General features: G+C 68.6%; 14 protein-coding genes and 1 tRNA gene. 5 read left to right on the forward strand and 10 right to left on the reverse strand.

Translation table 11 applies throughout. The annotated features are described in order from the left end of the window. Positions 1-11: 11 nt before the first annotated feature. The 7 genes from DDE23_RS10840 to DDE23_RS10870 all read right to left on the reverse strand — a co-directional run bounded on the left by DDE23_RS10840 (position 12) and on the right by DDE23_RS10870 (position 8,809). Positions 12-1,181, reverse strand: coding sequence for a winged helix-turn-helix domain-containing protein (locus DDE23_RS10840; protein ID WP_107753620.1), 1,170 nt, complete (start codon positions 1,179-1,181; stop codon positions 12-14). Beyond that, positions 1,178-2,626 carry an aldehyde dehydrogenase family protein gene (locus DDE23_RS10845; protein WP_107753622.1) on the reverse strand — a complete coding sequence of 483 codons (1,449 nt, stop codon included), beginning with the start codon at positions 2,624-2,626 and terminating at the stop codon, positions 1,178-1,180. Before DDE23_RS10845 ends, DDE23_RS10840 begins: the two co-directional genes overlap by 4 nt. After that, complete coding sequence (locus DDE23_RS10850) at positions 2,616-4,217, reverse strand: ABC transporter ATP-binding protein (protein ID WP_107753624.1); 1,602 nt, start codon at positions 4,215-4,217, stop codon at positions 2,616-2,618. The genes DDE23_RS10845 and DDE23_RS10850 overlap by 11 nt, the downstream gene beginning before the upstream one ends. Continuing rightward, positions 4,214-5,029, reverse strand: coding sequence for an ABC transporter permease (locus DDE23_RS10855; RefSeq protein WP_107753802.1), 816 nt, complete (start codon positions 5,027-5,029; stop codon positions 4,214-4,216). The genes DDE23_RS10850 and DDE23_RS10855 overlap by 4 nt, the downstream gene beginning before the upstream one ends. Positions 5,030-5,031: 2 nt before the next feature. After that, positions 5,032-5,979 (reverse strand): ABC transporter permease, encoded by a 948-nt coding sequence (locus DDE23_RS10860; RefSeq protein WP_107753626.1) that lies wholly within the window; start codon positions 5,977-5,979, stop codon positions 5,032-5,034. 71 nt (positions 5,980-6,050) lie between these two features. Continuing rightward, on the reverse strand, positions 6,051-7,526 hold the full coding sequence (locus DDE23_RS10865; protein WP_107753628.1) for an ABC transporter substrate-binding protein: 1,476 nt from the start codon (positions 7,524-7,526) through the stop codon (positions 6,051-6,053). After that, the gene (locus DDE23_RS10870) at positions 7,523-8,809 is read right to left on the reverse strand and encodes an acetylornithine deacetylase/succinyl-diaminopimelate desuccinylase family protein (RefSeq protein WP_420330164.1); all 1,287 of its coding nucleotides are present in this window, start codon (positions 8,807-8,809) and stop codon (positions 7,523-7,525) included. Before DDE23_RS10870 ends, DDE23_RS10865 begins: the two co-directional genes overlap by 4 nt. Before the next feature lie 94 nt (positions 8,810-8,903). Here DDE23_RS10870 and DDE23_RS10875 point away from each other — a divergent pair, with 94 nt between their 5' ends. Continuing rightward, complete coding sequence (locus DDE23_RS10875; protein ID WP_107753632.1) at positions 8,904-9,446, forward strand: helix-turn-helix domain-containing protein; 543 nt, start codon at positions 8,904-8,906, stop codon at positions 9,444-9,446. 9 nt (positions 9,447-9,455) lie between these two features. Here DDE23_RS10875 and DDE23_RS10880 read toward each other — a convergent pair whose 3' ends face one another. Beyond that, the gene (locus DDE23_RS10880) at positions 9,456-10,010 is read right to left on the reverse strand and encodes a dihydrofolate reductase family protein (RefSeq protein WP_107753633.1); all 555 of its coding nucleotides are present in this window, start codon (positions 10,008-10,010) and stop codon (positions 9,456-9,458) included. 45 nt (positions 10,011-10,055) lie between these two features. Between DDE23_RS10880 and DDE23_RS10885 the strand changes: the two genes are divergently transcribed. After that, positions 10,056-10,622 carry a TetR/AcrR family transcriptional regulator gene (locus DDE23_RS10885; RefSeq protein WP_192883723.1) on the forward strand — a complete coding sequence of 189 codons (567 nt, stop codon included), beginning with the start codon at positions 10,056-10,058 and terminating at the stop codon, positions 10,620-10,622. A 104-nt stretch (positions 10,623-10,726) separates the two neighbouring features. Here the strand turns inward: DDE23_RS10885 and DDE23_RS10890 are convergent. Continuing rightward, positions 10,727-10,801, reverse strand: a tRNA-Thr gene (locus tag DDE23_RS10890). An 86-nt stretch (positions 10,802-10,887) separates the two neighbouring features. Between DDE23_RS10890 and DDE23_RS10895 the strand changes: the two genes are divergently transcribed. Next, positions 10,888-11,079 carry a hypothetical protein gene (locus DDE23_RS10895; protein WP_107753635.1) on the forward strand — a complete coding sequence of 64 codons (192 nt, stop codon included), beginning with the start codon at positions 10,888-10,890 and terminating at the stop codon, positions 11,077-11,079. Beyond that, on the forward strand, positions 11,072-11,566 hold the full coding sequence (locus DDE23_RS10900) for a DUF2948 family protein (protein WP_107753637.1): 495 nt from the start codon (positions 11,072-11,074) through the stop codon (positions 11,564-11,566). The genes DDE23_RS10895 and DDE23_RS10900 overlap by 8 nt, the downstream gene beginning before the upstream one ends. A 309-nt stretch (positions 11,567-11,875) precedes the next feature. Here the strand turns inward: DDE23_RS10900 and DDE23_RS10905 are convergent, their stop codons facing one another. Beyond that, entirely contained in the window at positions 11,876-12,868 is a 993-nt protein-coding gene (locus tag DDE23_RS10905; protein WP_107753639.1) for an asparaginase, read from the reverse strand. A gap of 172 nt (positions 12,869-13,040) precedes the next feature. Here DDE23_RS10905 and DDE23_RS10910 point away from each other — a divergent pair, with 172 nt between their 5' ends. Beyond that, entirely contained in the window at positions 13,041-13,571 is a 531-nt protein-coding gene (locus DDE23_RS10910) for an invasion associated locus B family protein (protein WP_420330161.1), read from the forward strand. Positions 13,572-13,623: the final 52 nt, after the last annotated feature.

Raw genomic sequence — 13,623 nt, forward strand, 5'->3', positions numbered from 1 at the left:
GTTCCTCTCCTTCATCGCCGGGCGTCGGGGCGCGCGGCGGTCCATGTCACTGTATCGGCCTCGCCCAGACGGGCAAAGCGCGCGAGTTCGGCGTCGAGCCGGTCGATGCGCCCCGAACCCCAGCGGCTGCCGGGTTCGGGCCAGAAGCCCGTCACCTCGATCTCGCCCCTGGCGCGGTTGCCCTTGATCTCGCAGCGCCCGACGAAGGTATCCCCGTCCAGCAGCGGATAGACATAATAGCCCCAGCGGCGCTGGGCGGCGGGCACGAACATCTCGTTGCGGTAATCGAAGCCGAAGAGCCGTTCCAGCCGTGTGCGGTCGCGGATCGCCGGGTCGAAGGGGTTGAGGATGCGCAGCCGCGCGGGCACCTCGGGCGCCGCGGCGAGCCGCGTCTCGATCTCGGGATGCGCCAGCGCCGCGCGCCATGTCCCGTCCGCCGACTGGACGCGCACCGGCACCGTCGCGGCGTTGTCGGCCCAGACGCGGGCCTCCTCGGCGCTGGCCACGGCGTAGAAGCGCTGCACCTCGCCCTGGGTCGCGACGGTCAGGCGGTTCAGCGCGTCGTCGTGCAGGCGGGTCAGGGCCTCGGCTTCGGGCAGGGGGTCATGCGCCGGAAAGACCCGGGCGCCGAGGTCGTAGAACTTGACGAAATTCACCCGGTGGCAGGTCGCCAGATCGCCCGCATACCAGAGCTGATCGAGCACCTTCTTGTGCGGCGGCCGGGCCCACATCTCGCGGCTTTCGGCCTTGGTTTCAAAGGCCTGGGTGGAGAGCGCGCCTTCAGCCTCGATCCGGGCGCGGATCGCCGCGATCTCGTGCTGCGCCAGACCCGACTGATACCAGGCGCCCCGTCCGGCGCGTTCGCCCAGCCGTCGGAACTGCACCTGCCAGAGGGGCAGCAGAGAGACGGGCAAGAGGCTCGCGTCATGGGTGAAATGCTCGAAAAGCGCCCGTTTGGCCAGATGCGGCCAGAGCTTCCCCTCGCGGTAGCGGCGGTTCCGCGACCACAGGATGTGGTTATGCGCGCGGGTCACGTTGCGGATCGTGTCGATCTGCAACAGGCCCAGCGCCTCGATCATCCCGGGCACGTCGACGGGGCCGGTGGCGGGGCCGGAAAGCCCGTTCACCGCCAGCCAGAGCCGCCGCGCGTCGCGGTTGGGGATGTCGAGGGGCGCGCTCATCCGTGCCAGGCGGCGACGGTCTTCAGGGTCGAGAAGCCGTAGAGCGCCTCGAACCCCTTTTCGCGGCCGTGGCCCGATTTGCCGACCCCGCCGAAGGGCAATTCCACGCCCCCGCCCGCGCCGTAATTGTTCAGGAACACCTGTCCCGCGTGCAGTGCCTTGGCCAGCCGCATCTGCCGTCCGCCATCCGCCGTCCAGACCGAGGCGACGAGGCCGTAATCGGTGGAATTGGCGATGCGCAGGGCGTCGGCTTCGTCGTCGAAGGGGATCAGCACCTGCACCGGGCCGAAGATTTCCTGCTGGGCGAGGGCGTGGTCCGAGGGGACTTCAGAGAACAGGGTCGGGCGGACGTAATGCCCGGCATTCCCGGCCTCGGCGGTCAGGACGCCCTCGGCGGCAACCGTCAAGTCGGCGCCCTGGGCGATGTAGCCCAGCACGATGCCCTTCTGCCGGGCCGAGATCAGCGGGCCGACGCGTGGGTCGCTCAGCGCCGGACCGACCGTCAGCTTGCCGTATTCCGCGGCCATCCGGGCGCGGACTTCCTCATAAACGCCCTTCTGCACCAGAATGCGGGACGAGGCCGAGCAGGTCTGCCCGGCGTTCTGGATGCCCGCGTTGACCAGAAACGGCAGCGCGCGGTCGAGGTTCGCGTCGTTGAACACCAGCTGCGGCGACTTGCCGCCCAGTTCCAGAGTCACCGGCACCACATTCTTCGCCGCCGCCGTCTGGATCAGCACGCCCACCCCCACCGAGCCGGTGAAGCTGACGTGCTGGATGCCGGGATGGCCCGCCAGCGCCGCGCCCGCTTCGGCCCCCAGCCCCGTCACCACGTTCAGCGCGCCCGCAGGCAGCCCCGCCTCCATCGCCAGCGCGGCGAAGGCCAGCGCGGTGAGGCAGGCTTCCTCGGCCGGTTTCAGGACGCAGGCATTGCCCATGGTCAGCGCGGCGCCGACCGAGCGGCCGATGATCTGCATCGGGTAATTCCACGGGATGATATGCCCCGTGACCCCATGCGGCTCGCGCAGGGTATAGACGGTGTAGCCGTCGAGATAGGGGATCGTCTCGCCGGTGATCTTGTCGGCGGCGCCGCCGTAGAATTCCATGTAGCGCGCCAGTGCCACGGCATCGGCGCGGGCCTGCGTCAGGGGTTTGCCCACGTCGCGGGCTTCCAGCACCGCCAGATCTTCGGCCCGTTCCAGCACCAGCCGGCCCAGCCGGGTCAGGATGCGCCCGCGTTCCAGCGCCGTCATCCGGCCCCAGTCACCGGCCCGCGCGGCATGGGCGGCAGCAACGGCGGCGTCCACCTCGGCGGCGGCGCCCCGGGCGATGCGGGTCAGTTCCTCGCCGGTCGAGGGGTCGGTCAGGGGCAGGCTCTCGGCCCCTTCGCGCCATTCACCGGCGATCAGATGGCTGGCGGCGGGGATCTTGAAGGCATCAAGGGGCATCGGCGGGGCTCACTTCGGGGAGTTTCGGCGCGGCGGCAAGCAGCGCGCGGGTGTAGGGATGCTGCGGCTCGGTGAAGACCTGTTCGGTCGGGCCCTGTTCGACGATCTTGCCCGCTTGCATGACCATCACCCGGTCGGTCACGCCGCGCACCACGCTCAGGTCATGGCTGATGAACAGGTAGCTGAGCGGCCGTTCGCGGCAGAGATCGGCAATCAGATCAAGGCATTGCGCCCGCACGGACACGTCGAGGGCCGAGACCGCCTCGTCAAAGACAATCAGCGCCGGGTCGTTGATGAGCGCCCGGGCGATGGCGATGCGCTGGCGCTGCCCGCCGGAGAACTCGTGGATATAGCGGTCGGCGTCGGCGGGTTTCAGGCCGACGGCACTCAGCGCCTCGGCGATCTTGGCGGCGCGGGCCTCGCCCCGCGGCGGGTTCTCCAGCAGGTGGAAGGGCTCGGCGATCAGGCGGCGGATCCGGTGGCGCGGGTTGAAGCTGCCGTAGGGGTCCTGAAACACCACCTGCATCTGGCGGCGCACACTGAGGTTGGGGTGCTTCTCGGCCCAGACCGGGGCGCCGTTCAATGTGATGGCGCCGGATTGCACCGGCTCCAGCCCCAGCAAAGCGCGGGTCAGCGTGGACTTGCCGCAACCGGATTCACCCACCAGCCCCAGCCGCTCGCCCTTGTTCAGCACGAAACTCACATCGTCCACCGCCCGGGTCTCCGTCCGGGGGCCGAACAGGCCCTTGCGCGGCTGGCGATAGCTGCGGACGACGTTCTGGACCTTCAGCAGCGGCACCGGCGGCGGGGCAGGAGGCAGGTCGACGCGGTGGGTCGAGGCCGCGAACAGCGCCTTCGTATAAGGGTGCTGCATGGCGCGGAAGAGTTGCGCCGTGGGGCCGCTCTCCACCACCCGCCCGTGCTGCATGACGACGATGCGGTCGGCCATGTCCGACACGACCGCCAGGTCATGGGTAATCATCATCAGCCCCATGCCGAAATCCTGCGTCAGATCCTTCAGCAGGTCGAGGATGCGGGCCTGCGTCGTCACATCCAGCGCCGTGGTCGGCTCGTCGGCGATCAGCAGGCGGGGGCGCAGCGCGATGGCCATGGCGATCACCACGCGCTGCCGCTGCCCGCCGGACAGCTCGTGCGGATAGCGGGACAGGGGGAAGCGATCCTCGGGCAGGCCGACGCGGGCCAGCACCTGGCGCGCGCGCTCCTGCGCCTCGGCCCGGGTGACGCGTTCATGTTGCAGGATCGTCTCGGCGACCTGGGTGCCGATGGTCATGACCGGATTGAGCGCGGTCATCGGCTCCTGGAAAACCATGCCGATCCGGGCGCCGCGGACCTTGCACATCTGGGGTTCGGTCAGGGCCAGCAGATCCTCGCCATCCAGCAGGATCTGGCCCTTGGTCCGGGCGGCGCCGGGCAGCAGCCCCATGGTGGCGAGTGCCGTCATCGACTTGCCCGAGCCGCTCTCGCCGGTGATGGCGACGATCTCGCCCGGGGCCACATTGAGCGAGACATCGTGCAGGATGTCGTAGGTGCCGATGGCCAGCGAGAGGTTCTGGATCGAAAGAAGGCTCATGTGCGGGCCACCCGGATGCGAGGATCGAGGAGGTCGCGCAGCCCGTCGCCCATCAGATTGAGCCCCAGCACCATCAGCACGATGGCCAGCCCCGGGATCAGCGCCACATGCGGCGCGATGGAGGCGAGCGTCTGCGCATCGGCCAGCATCCGGCCCCAGCTGGCGGTCGGCGGCTGGGCGCCGAGGCCGATGTAGGAAAGCGCGGCCTCGGCCAGGATGCCCAGCGAGAACTGGATGGTTCCCTGCACGATCAACAGGTTGGCGATGTTCGGCAGGATATGCTCGACCGAGATGCGGGCCTTGTTCTTGCCCGCGACCCTTGCCGCCAGGATGAAGTCGCGCGACCAGAAGCTGAGCGCCGCGCCGCGCGTCACCCGGGCGAAGACGGGGATGTTGAAGATGCCGATGGCGATGATCGCGTTCGAGGCCCCGGCCCCGAAAACGGCGGTGATGAGGATGGCGATGACCAGGCTGGGGAAGGCGAAGATCAGGTCGTTGCCCCGCATGATGACCTCATCCAGCAGGGATCCCCGGCGGGCGGCGGCGGTCAGGCCCAGCGGCACGCCGATGCCCATGCCGATGCCGACCGCCAGCAGCGCCACGGCGATGGAAGTCCGCGCGCCCATCATGATCATCGACAGGATATCGCGGCCCAGATGGTCGGTCCCCAGCCAATTGACCGCATCGGGGGCGTGCAGGCGGTTGGGGATGTCCAGCAGCTCGATGTCGTAAGGGGTCCAGACGAAGGACAGAAGCGCGCCGCCGAGGAACAGCGCGGTCAGCAGGGCGCCGAGGATCAGGGTACGGGGCAGGCTCATGCGCGGACCCTCAGGCGCGGATCGACCAGCGCATAGGCGAGGTCGACGGCGAAATTGACGACGATCACCAGCCCGACCAGCAGCATGACCACGCTTTCCACCACGATCAGGTCGCGCGAGGAAATCGCCTGAAAGATCAGGCGGCCGAGGCCCGGCAGGTAGAAGATCTGCTCGATGACGATGCCCCCCGCCAGCAGGAACGAGAATTGCAGGCCGATGATGGTCAGCACCGGGATGAGCGCGTTGCGGACCGCGTGACGCCACAGCGCCTGACGGCGGCTCAGCCCCTTGGCGCGGGCGGTGCGGATGAAATCCTCGCCCAGCATGTCCAGAAGCGACGAGCGCATGACGCGGGCGAGGATCGCCGCCTGCGGCAGGGCCAGCGCCACGGCGGGCAGGATCAGCGCCTTCAGCCCGGGCCAGACCCCGTTGCCCCAGCCCGGGAACCCCCCGGCCGAGACCCAGCGCAGGTTCACGGCGAAGACCAGCACGAGGATCATGGCGAACCAGAAATTCGGCACCGCGACGCCCAGCTGCGTGGCGCCCATGACGCCCGCGTCGCCCAGCTTGCCGCGGCGGCTGGCGGCATAGATCCCGGCCGGGAAAGCGATGACCACGGTGAGGGCCAGCGCCAGAACCGCCAGCGGCAAAGACACCACCATGCGGTCGAGGATCATCTGCGAGACCGGGGTACGGTAGGTATAGGAGCGGCCGAAATCGCCCTGCAACATCCCGGCGGTCCAGTCGAGGTAACGCTGCACCTTGGGCACATCGAGCCCCAGCTCTGCCCGCAGCGCCGCCACGGTATCGGGCCGCGCGTTCACGCCCAGCATATAGGCGGCGGGGTCACCCGGCACGACCTCGACCACGGTGAAGATCACCATCGAGGCGACGATCAGGCTGAGGCATAGCGATAGAAGGCGACCGACCGTGTAGCGGATCATCGCAGGCGGGCTCCCGGGTCGGTGGGGTCAGGCAGGGGAGGGCGGCGCCAGCGCAGCGCCGCCCGATGGCGTCAGGGCCAGGAAACCGCGGTCAGGTCGATGGCGGCGGTCGGCTGGTTCAGCCACAGCCCCTCGATCCCGGCGCGGGCCACGGTCGGCACCGCCAGCTCGAAGAGATAGGCGTTGACGTAATCCTCGGCGATGATGGTCTGCGCCTGTTGCAGCAGTTCGGTGCGCCGGGCCGGGTCCGTCGTTTCGTTCAGCGTGGTCATCAGCGCCTGAAGGTCCGGGTTGTTGTACTGGAAGTAGTACTCCGGGTTGGCGTAGATGTTGATGTCCATCGGCTCGGTATGGCTGACGATGGTCAGGCCGAAATCACGCCCGCGGAAGGTGGTTTCCAGCCATTGCGCCCATTCTTGGTTGTTGATCTCGGTCTGGATCCCCACGGCGCGCAGCTGGGCGGCGATGATCTCGCCCCCGCGGCGGGCGTAAGAAGGCGGCGGCAGGTTCAGCGTGGTGGTGAACCCGTCCGGCAGCCCGGCTTCGGCCAGCAGCGCGCGCGACCGCTCGGGGTCGTAGGTGGAGAGCCCCGTCAGATCGACGTAATCGGGGTTATGCGGCGCGAAATGGGTGCCGATCGGCGTGCCGAGCCCGTACATCGCCCCGTCGATCACCGCCTGCCGGTCGATGGCATGGGCCACCGCCTGACGCACCAGCGGGTTGTCGAAGGGCTCGCGCGCGTTGTTCATGGCAAGGATCGTCTCGCCCTCGGTATTGCCGACCAGAACCTGGAAGCGCGGATCGGCCTCGAATTGCGGCAGGTTCTCGGGCGCGGGGTAGCCGACGAAGACATCCACATCTTCGGCCATCAGCGCGGCGAAGGCGGCAGTCGGATCGGCGATGAAACGGAAGGTGGCCGTCTCCAGCACCGCCGGCGTGCCCCAGTAGTTCGGATTGCGGCTGATGTTGATGTGGTCGCCCTGCACCCAGTCGGCGAACATGAAGGCGCCGGTGCCGATGGGATGGGTCGCCGCCTCGCCGATGCTTTCGGGCGCCACGATCACCGCGTCACCCCAGGCGAGGTTGAAGAGGAGCGCCCCGGTCGGCGCGCTGAGCGTGACCTGCACCGTCAGTGGGTCGATCACCGTCACCTCGGCGATATTGGCGAAGAGCGCCTTCTGGGCGTTGGTCGAATCCTCGGCCCGGGCGCGGTCGAGGGTGAATTTCACGTCCTCGGCGTCCATCGTGGTGCCGTCGTGGAAGGTCACGCCGTCGCGCAGGTGGAAGGTATAGGTCAGCCCGTCCTCGGAAATGTCCCAGCTTTCGGCCAGCCCGGGCACGACCGAGCCATCCGACATGAAGCGCGTCAGCCCCTCGTAGATGTTGGAATAGACCACCGAATCGATGGCCTGCGCGGCGCCCGCCGTCGGGTCGAGGTTCGGCGGCTCAAGCTGCATCGCCACGTTCACATGCGTGTGCTGGGCAAAGGCCGCACTCGCGAACAGGGCCGTCGAACCGGCCAGCATCAGCGTCGTCAGTCGTTTCATTCCTGGGTCTCCCTGTTTTTGTCGTCCGGCAACAGCAGGGCGGCGAGGCTGCGGGCCATCACCGCCGCACTGTCCATCATGTCGTCGACCCCGACATATTCGTCGGGTTTGTGCGCAAGTTCCAGCAGTCCCGGCCCATAGGCCACACAGTTCTTCAGCTTGCCGATCCGGTCGATGTGTTTCTGGTCGTAGCTGCCGGGCGAGGCGACGAATTCGGCCTCGCGGCCCATCACCTCCTCGATGGCGGCGGCGACGGTGCGGGCGATCGGCGCGTCGCGGTCGGTCATCGAGGGGATCACGTGATTGAGTTCGCGCACGGCATAGTCGAATTTCGGCCGGTCGCGTTTCAGCCCTTCCAGCAGATCCACGATCTCCCCCCGTACGCTGTCGAGCGATTCCTCGACCAGATAGCGCCGGTCTATCACGATCCGGCAGCTGTCCGGCACGCAATGCGAGGGCAGCGCGGTCGAGCCCGGCGCCTTCTCGGGTTGGCCGCCGTGGATCGAGTTGATGTTCATGGTCGAGGAGCGCGCGCCCTCGGGCACCACCGGCATCTCGGTGTGGCGGGCGGCCATGGCGGGATAGAGCCGGTCCTCGAACCGCTCCAGCACCGCGCCCATGTGGCGCACGGCGCAATCGCCGAGGAAGGGCATGGAGCCATGGGCGATCTCGCCGAAGGTCTCGATCTCGGCCCACCAGCCGCCGCGATGGCCGAGGCAGACGCGGTCCTTCTGCAGGGGCTCGGGGATGATGACGTGCTGCACCCGCTCGGGCGAGAAGAAACCCTTTTCGGCCAGATAGGCGACGCCGCCATACCCGCCCGATTCCTCGTCGGCGGTGCCGGAAATCTCGATGGCGCCGGCGTAATCGGGATGGGTGGCCAGAAACGCCTCGACCGCGATGATGGACGCCGCCAGCCCGCCCTTCATGTCGCAGGCGCCCCGGCCATAGATCTTGCCGTCCTTCAACTCGCCGCCGAACGGATCCATTGTCCAGCCCGCGCCCACATCCACCACGTCGATATGGCTGGTGAAATGCACGCAATCGCCCGCCCGCCGCCCCTCGCGCCGGGCCACCACGTTCCAGCGCGGATAGGCCTCGCAATCGCCGGGGGTGCCATGGGCGCGGATGAGCTGCGTCTCGAAGCCCGCGCCCTTCAGGCGGCGGTCGAGATACTCGCAGATATCGCGGTAATTCTCGCCCGGCGGGTTCAGGGTCGGGATGCGGATCAGATCCTGGGTCAGGGCGATCAGCTCCTCGCGCCGCTCCTGCAGGGCGGCCATGAGGCGGAAGTGGCGAGGGTCGGTCGGGGCAAGGCTGGTCATGCGAGCAGATTGATGAAAGACAAATACGGTATCAATACCGTAGAAATACGGCATGGAAACCCAACTCGCCCTTCTCGCCTTCAACGCCGCTCCGGTCGCCATCGTGCTGACCGAACAACGGGTGATCCGCGCCTGCAACGCAACCTTCGCCCGGCTCTTGGGCTACCGGGCCGAGGATCTGCCGGGCCAGTCCTTCCGCCTCTTCTATGGCTCGGACGAGGAATTCGAGGAAATCCGCGACGTCGGCCTGACGCTGCTGCGCGAGACCGGCAGCTATACCGACGAGCGGCTGGTGCGCCACCGGGCTGGCCACGCGCTCTGGTGCCGGTTCCGGGCGACGACGCTGGCGCCCGAGGCACCGCTCGACCGGCTGGTGATGAGCTTCGCGCCGATCCACGAGGGCGGGCCGGTCAGCCTGTCGAAACGCGAGCGGCAGGTGCTGGAGCTGATGAACCGGCGCCTGACCAGCAAGGAAATCGCCGCCCGCCTGCATCTGAGCCCGCGCACGGTCGATGATGTGCGGGGGCGGCTGATCAAGCGTTTCGGCGTCAGGCGCTCGGCCGATATCCTGCCGATGCTGGGCGGGCGCGGCTGAACCCGCGGGTCATGCCGTGGTATCGGCCTGCGGCACGCGGTTGAAGGCATAATGCAGGCGGGCGAATCCCTCGGGTGTCTTTTCCGCCGCCAGCAGGGTCAGCCCCGCCTCAAGCCCGGTCGGCGGGAACAGGGGCCGCCCGCCGCCGATGATCTCGGGGATCACGAAGACCTGGATCTCGTCCAGCGCGCCGCGCTCCATGAAGGCCATCTGCAGGCGCCCGCCACCCAGCATCCAGACATCGCCGTCCTGAAGCGCCCGCAATTCGGCGATCAGCGCGTCGATATCGCTGCGGGTCTCCAGCGGGCCCTTCGGATCCTCGATCGGGCGCGAGGTCACGACGATCACCCGCTGCGCGCCATAGGCCCAGGGCGAGGGGTCGTTGGCGAGGAAATCATAGGTGCTGCGCCCCATGACCACGGTGCGGATGCGGCGCAGAAAACGGTCGTAATCCTTCTCCTCCGGTCCCGGCTGGTCGTGACGGAAAAGCCAGTCGAGACCGTCGTCCTCGGCGGCGATGAATCCGTCGAGGCTGGCGGCGATATAGCCGAGGATGGCGGCCATGCGATTCTCCTTGAATATAAATGAACGTTTATTTATATTCAGGCCATGAGCCGCCGCAAGTCCATTTCCGACGATACCCTGCTGGACCGCCTGCTGGTTGGCATGCAGCAGACCGGCCCCGCCGACCTGTCCTTTGCCCTGGCCGCGCGTTTCGCGGGCCTCTCTGCCCCGACGCTGGTGCAGCGCTTCGGCAACCGCGAGGCGATGGTCGAGGCGGTGCTGCTCAGGGCCTGGGACCTGCTCGACGCCCGCACCGCCGAGGCAGATGCCGCCTGCGGGCCGGGGGCGCAGGGGGCGGTGGATCTGCTGCTTCAGCTGACGCTCGGGGGCGAGGCCGAGCATGCCAGCGGCGACGGCCTGCTGCTGCTGCGCGAGGATATCCGCAATCCCGTGCTCCGCGCCCGCGGCGCCGCCTGGGGCGAAGCGCTGGCGCAAGCCATCGCGCGCCGGTTGCCGGGGACGGAGGAGGCTGCCCGCCTGGGATGGGAGGCGATCAGCCTCTGGCAGGGCGCCATCATCTGGTGGTCCTTCCGCCGCAACGCGCCGCTGGCCGAGGTCGTGGCCGGCACGCTGGACGGCTGGTGCAAGCGGAACGGCGATTTGCCCCGGTGAGGTTCCGGCCCGCGCGCGACACCGAGCCACGCCCGTTCGCCGCCATGCACCCGCAACCGCCGGTGAGCCGGGGCATCGCATTCAACGGCAAGGGAAGGGGGGGATGGTGCTGCAAGAGAGGATTGAACTCTCGACCTCTCCCTTACCAAGGGAGTGCTCTACCACTGAGCTACTGCAGCGTCGCCACGGGCGGCTGATTAGACGCAAAGCGCGGCCGGTGCAAGCCCCGACTGGACATTATTTCATCGAGCGTTAAGACAGGCCCATGAGCGGCGACAGGGTCAGCAAGAACGCAGCACCGGCCGGGCCCGACGGCGCCCGGCGCGTCAAGGCCGTGCGTGGCACCAAGGGCGACGAAGCCAGGGAGGCCCGCGTCAAGGCGGCGCTCAAGGCCAATATCGCCCGGCGCAAGGCTCAGGCCAGGGCGCGCGGCGAAAGCGAGGATATGGATGAGTGATGCGCGATTCGAAGACGGCGCCGAAGCGCCGCTGCGGCTTCTGGCCCGCGATGCCGAGGATCTGAAAGTGATATCGGCGCTGGTGCAGGACGCGGTGCTCACCGGCGCCGACCTGCGCTACAACCGCGCCCGGCGGCGATTCTCGCTGCTCCTGAACCGGTTCCGCTGGGAGGACGAAGGCCGGGCCCGGGCCTCGGGGCGGCGCTTCGAACGGGTGCGCGCGGTGCTCGATTTCTCGGATGTGACGGCCGTTTCGCATCAGGGCCTGGCCCGGGACGCGGAAACCGTGCTCTCGCTTCTTTCCATCGACTATACCGCCACGGCCGAGAGCGAGCCGGGCGCGCCCGCGGGGCCGGGCCGGGTGGTGCTGACCTTCGCCGGGGATGGCGCGCTGGCGCTCAGCGTCGAATGCCTCGAGGTCGAGCTCAGCGACGTGACCCGCCCCTATCTCGCCCCCTCGCATCAGGCGCCCGATCACTCGGCCTGACGCCGGAAACCGCACAGCGGCGGGAGGCACGCTCCCGCGCGCCTCCCGCCGCGGAGAGGTCGGTGCTTGTGGCGGCCCCGGGGGCCTTCTGCCCCCGGACCCCCGAGGATATTTGCGGAACGAAGATAGCAGATTAACGCCATTTTAACTCACATCTTCGTTCTTCAAATATCCTCGGGGGGTGAATGCCCGCAGGGCAGAGGGGGGCGGAAAGCCCCCCTTCTGCGGCGCGGCGGCACGCCGCGCCGCTGGTCGCCCGAGGCGCCCGCGGCAGCGGGCAACGAGGGCGAAACCCCTCCGCCGTTTCCTTCAGCAGAAGCCGGGGGCCAGTTTCACCGCGCCGGCGAGGATCCCGCGGCGGCTGCGCAGCGGGTCGCCCAGCCGCTTCATCGCCATCGGATGCGCCGGGTCCAGCGCGCCCAGCCGCGACAGCAGCGCGGTGATCGCCGCCTCAGACGCCCGCGTGCCGCCGTCCAGGACCTTCAGCGCCACGCCAAGCCCCTGTTTCGGCAGGATCGCCACGAAGACCGCCTCGGCGCCGGTCTTCACCGCGACGCCGTCCATTACCCGCATCAGTTCCGTGCAGGCGCGGCCCTCGCCGGCCACCATCTCGGGATGGGCCACCATCCCCTCGCGCAGGGCCACCATGGCGCGGCTGCGGGCGTCCGAGCCATTGGCGGTGGCGAAGCGGGCCATGGCGCGGGCCAGCCCGCCCACCGAGGTGGCGAAATTCGGGGCCGAGCAGCCGTCGATCCCGTAGCCGGGGCTGTCCTCGCCGGTCACCTCCTCGAAGGCCGCCTTCACCGCCTTCTGCACCGGGTGGCCGGGTTCGGTGTATTCCGGCCCCCCGCCGAGGTGCTTGTTCAGCATGAGGAAGCCCGAATGCTTGCCCGAGCAATTGTTGTGGACCTGGCAGGCCGCGTCGCCGGTGCAGAGGAGGCGCTTGTGTTCCTCGGGGTCGTCGGGCACCTGCGTGCCGCAGCGCAGGTCCTCCTCGCCCAGGCCCATGTCGGCCAGCCAGTCCCGCACCGCATCGACATGGATCGCCGCCCCGTTGTGCGAGGCGCAGGCCAGGGCCAGGCGTCTGGCGGGCAGCGCGGCGCCCGCGCCCGATTCCAGCAGGGGCAGCGCCTGGATCATCTTGCACGACGAGCGCGGGTAGATCACCGCGCCCGGATTGCCCCAAGCCTCGACCACGCCCCTGGCGTCGCAGATCACCGCGTGACCCAGGTGGCGGCTCTCCAGCAGGTCCCCGCGCCAGACATCGACAAGCGGCACAGCGCCCGCAGCAACGTCGGTCATGCCCTGAACTCCTTCACGGTTGCGCAATATTCCGCCAACGGGGGTTTCTCAGACCCGCGTTTTCGCGGTATGAGGCAGTCTACCGGGCAAACCCCTGTTGCGCCAGTTCAAAGCCTTGTGCGAAAAGGCCGGCGGCGGGGGACACGACTTACGCTGGAGGCACGGAAGACATATGGCATCTTCGTTCAAATTCGGCGCGATGGGCGCGATGTTGGCCCTGATGGCCGCTCTCCCCGCTCAGGCGCAGGATTCGACCAACCGGGTGGCGGTGGAAACCGCCTGGAGCGTTTTCGTCGACGGCACGCCGCGCGAATGCTGGGCGGTCTCGGCGCCCTCCGAGACGGTGAACACCCGCGACGGGCGCGCGGTCTCGGTGCGCCGCGGCGACATCCTCTTGTTCGCGACCTTCCGTCAGGGGCAGGGCGCGGCGGCCGAGGTGTCCTTCACCGGCGGCTATCCCTTCGCGCCCGATTCGACCGTCGAGGTGACGATCGGCACGGATACGTTCCAGCTGATCACCGATGGCGAATGGGCCTGGGCGGCCTCGCCCGAGGAAGACGGACGCATCCTCGCCTCGATGCGGCGCGGCCAGAACGCGGTGCTGACCGCCCGTTCGGCGCGGGGCACGCAGACGCAGGACACGTTCTCGCTGTTCGGCATCACCGCCGCGACCGAGGAAGCCCAGCGCCGCTGCGCCTCGTAAGCGTCGCAAAACGCGGCGTTCGACAGAATTGAAGGCCGCCGGGCTGTTCTGC

It is taken from the genome of Pararhodobacter aggregans (assembly GCF_003075525.1).
Classification (GTDB): Bacteria; Pseudomonadota; Alphaproteobacteria; order Rhodobacterales; family Rhodobacteraceae; genus Pararhodobacter; species Pararhodobacter aggregans.

Bases quoted from the DNA above. Each gene is read 5' to 3' on its own strand.
- DDE23_RS10840 (WP_107753620.1), bottom strand. From the start codon at position 1,181: ATGAGCGCGCCCCTCGACATCCCCAACCGCGACGCGCGGCGGCTCTGG.
- DDE23_RS10845 (WP_107753622.1), bottom strand. From the start codon at position 2,626: ATGCCCCTTGATGCCTTCAAGATCCCCGCCGCCAGCCATCTGATCGCC.
- DDE23_RS10850 (WP_107753624.1), bottom strand. From the start codon at position 4,217: ATGAGCCTTCTTTCGATCCAGAACCTCTCGCTGGCCATCGGCACCTAC.
- DDE23_RS10860 (WP_107753626.1), bottom strand. From the start codon at position 5,979: ATGATCCGCTACACGGTCGGTCGCCTTCTATCGCTATGCCTCAGCCTG.
- DDE23_RS10865 (WP_107753628.1), bottom strand. From the start codon at position 7,526: ATGAAACGACTGACGACGCTGATGCTGGCCGGTTCGACGGCCCTGTTC.
- DDE23_RS10870 (WP_420330164.1), bottom strand. From the start codon at position 8,809: ATGGCCGCCCTGCAGGAGCGGCGCGAGGAGCTGATCGCCCTGACCCAG.
- DDE23_RS10875 (WP_107753632.1), top strand. From the start codon at position 8,904: ATGGAAACCCAACTCGCCCTTCTCGCCTTCAACGCCGCTCCGGTCGCC.
- DDE23_RS10880 (WP_107753633.1), bottom strand. From the start codon at position 10,010: ATGGCCGCCATCCTCGGCTATATCGCCGCCAGCCTCGACGGATTCATC.
- DDE23_RS10885 (WP_192883723.1), top strand. From the start codon at position 10,056: ATGAGCCGCCGCAAGTCCATTTCCGACGATACCCTGCTGGACCGCCTG.
- DDE23_RS10895 (WP_107753635.1), top strand. From the start codon at position 10,888: ATGAGCGGCGACAGGGTCAGCAAGAACGCAGCACCGGCCGGGCCCGAC.
- DDE23_RS10900 (WP_107753637.1), top strand. From the start codon at position 11,072: ATGAGTGATGCGCGATTCGAAGACGGCGCCGAAGCGCCGCTGCGGCTT.
- DDE23_RS10905 (WP_107753639.1), bottom strand. From the start codon at position 12,868: ATGACCGACGTTGCTGCGGGCGCTGTGCCGCTTGTCGATGTCTGGCGC.
- DDE23_RS10910 (WP_420330161.1), top strand. From the start codon at position 13,041: ATGGCATCTTCGTTCAAATTCGGCGCGATGGGCGCGATGTTGGCCCTG.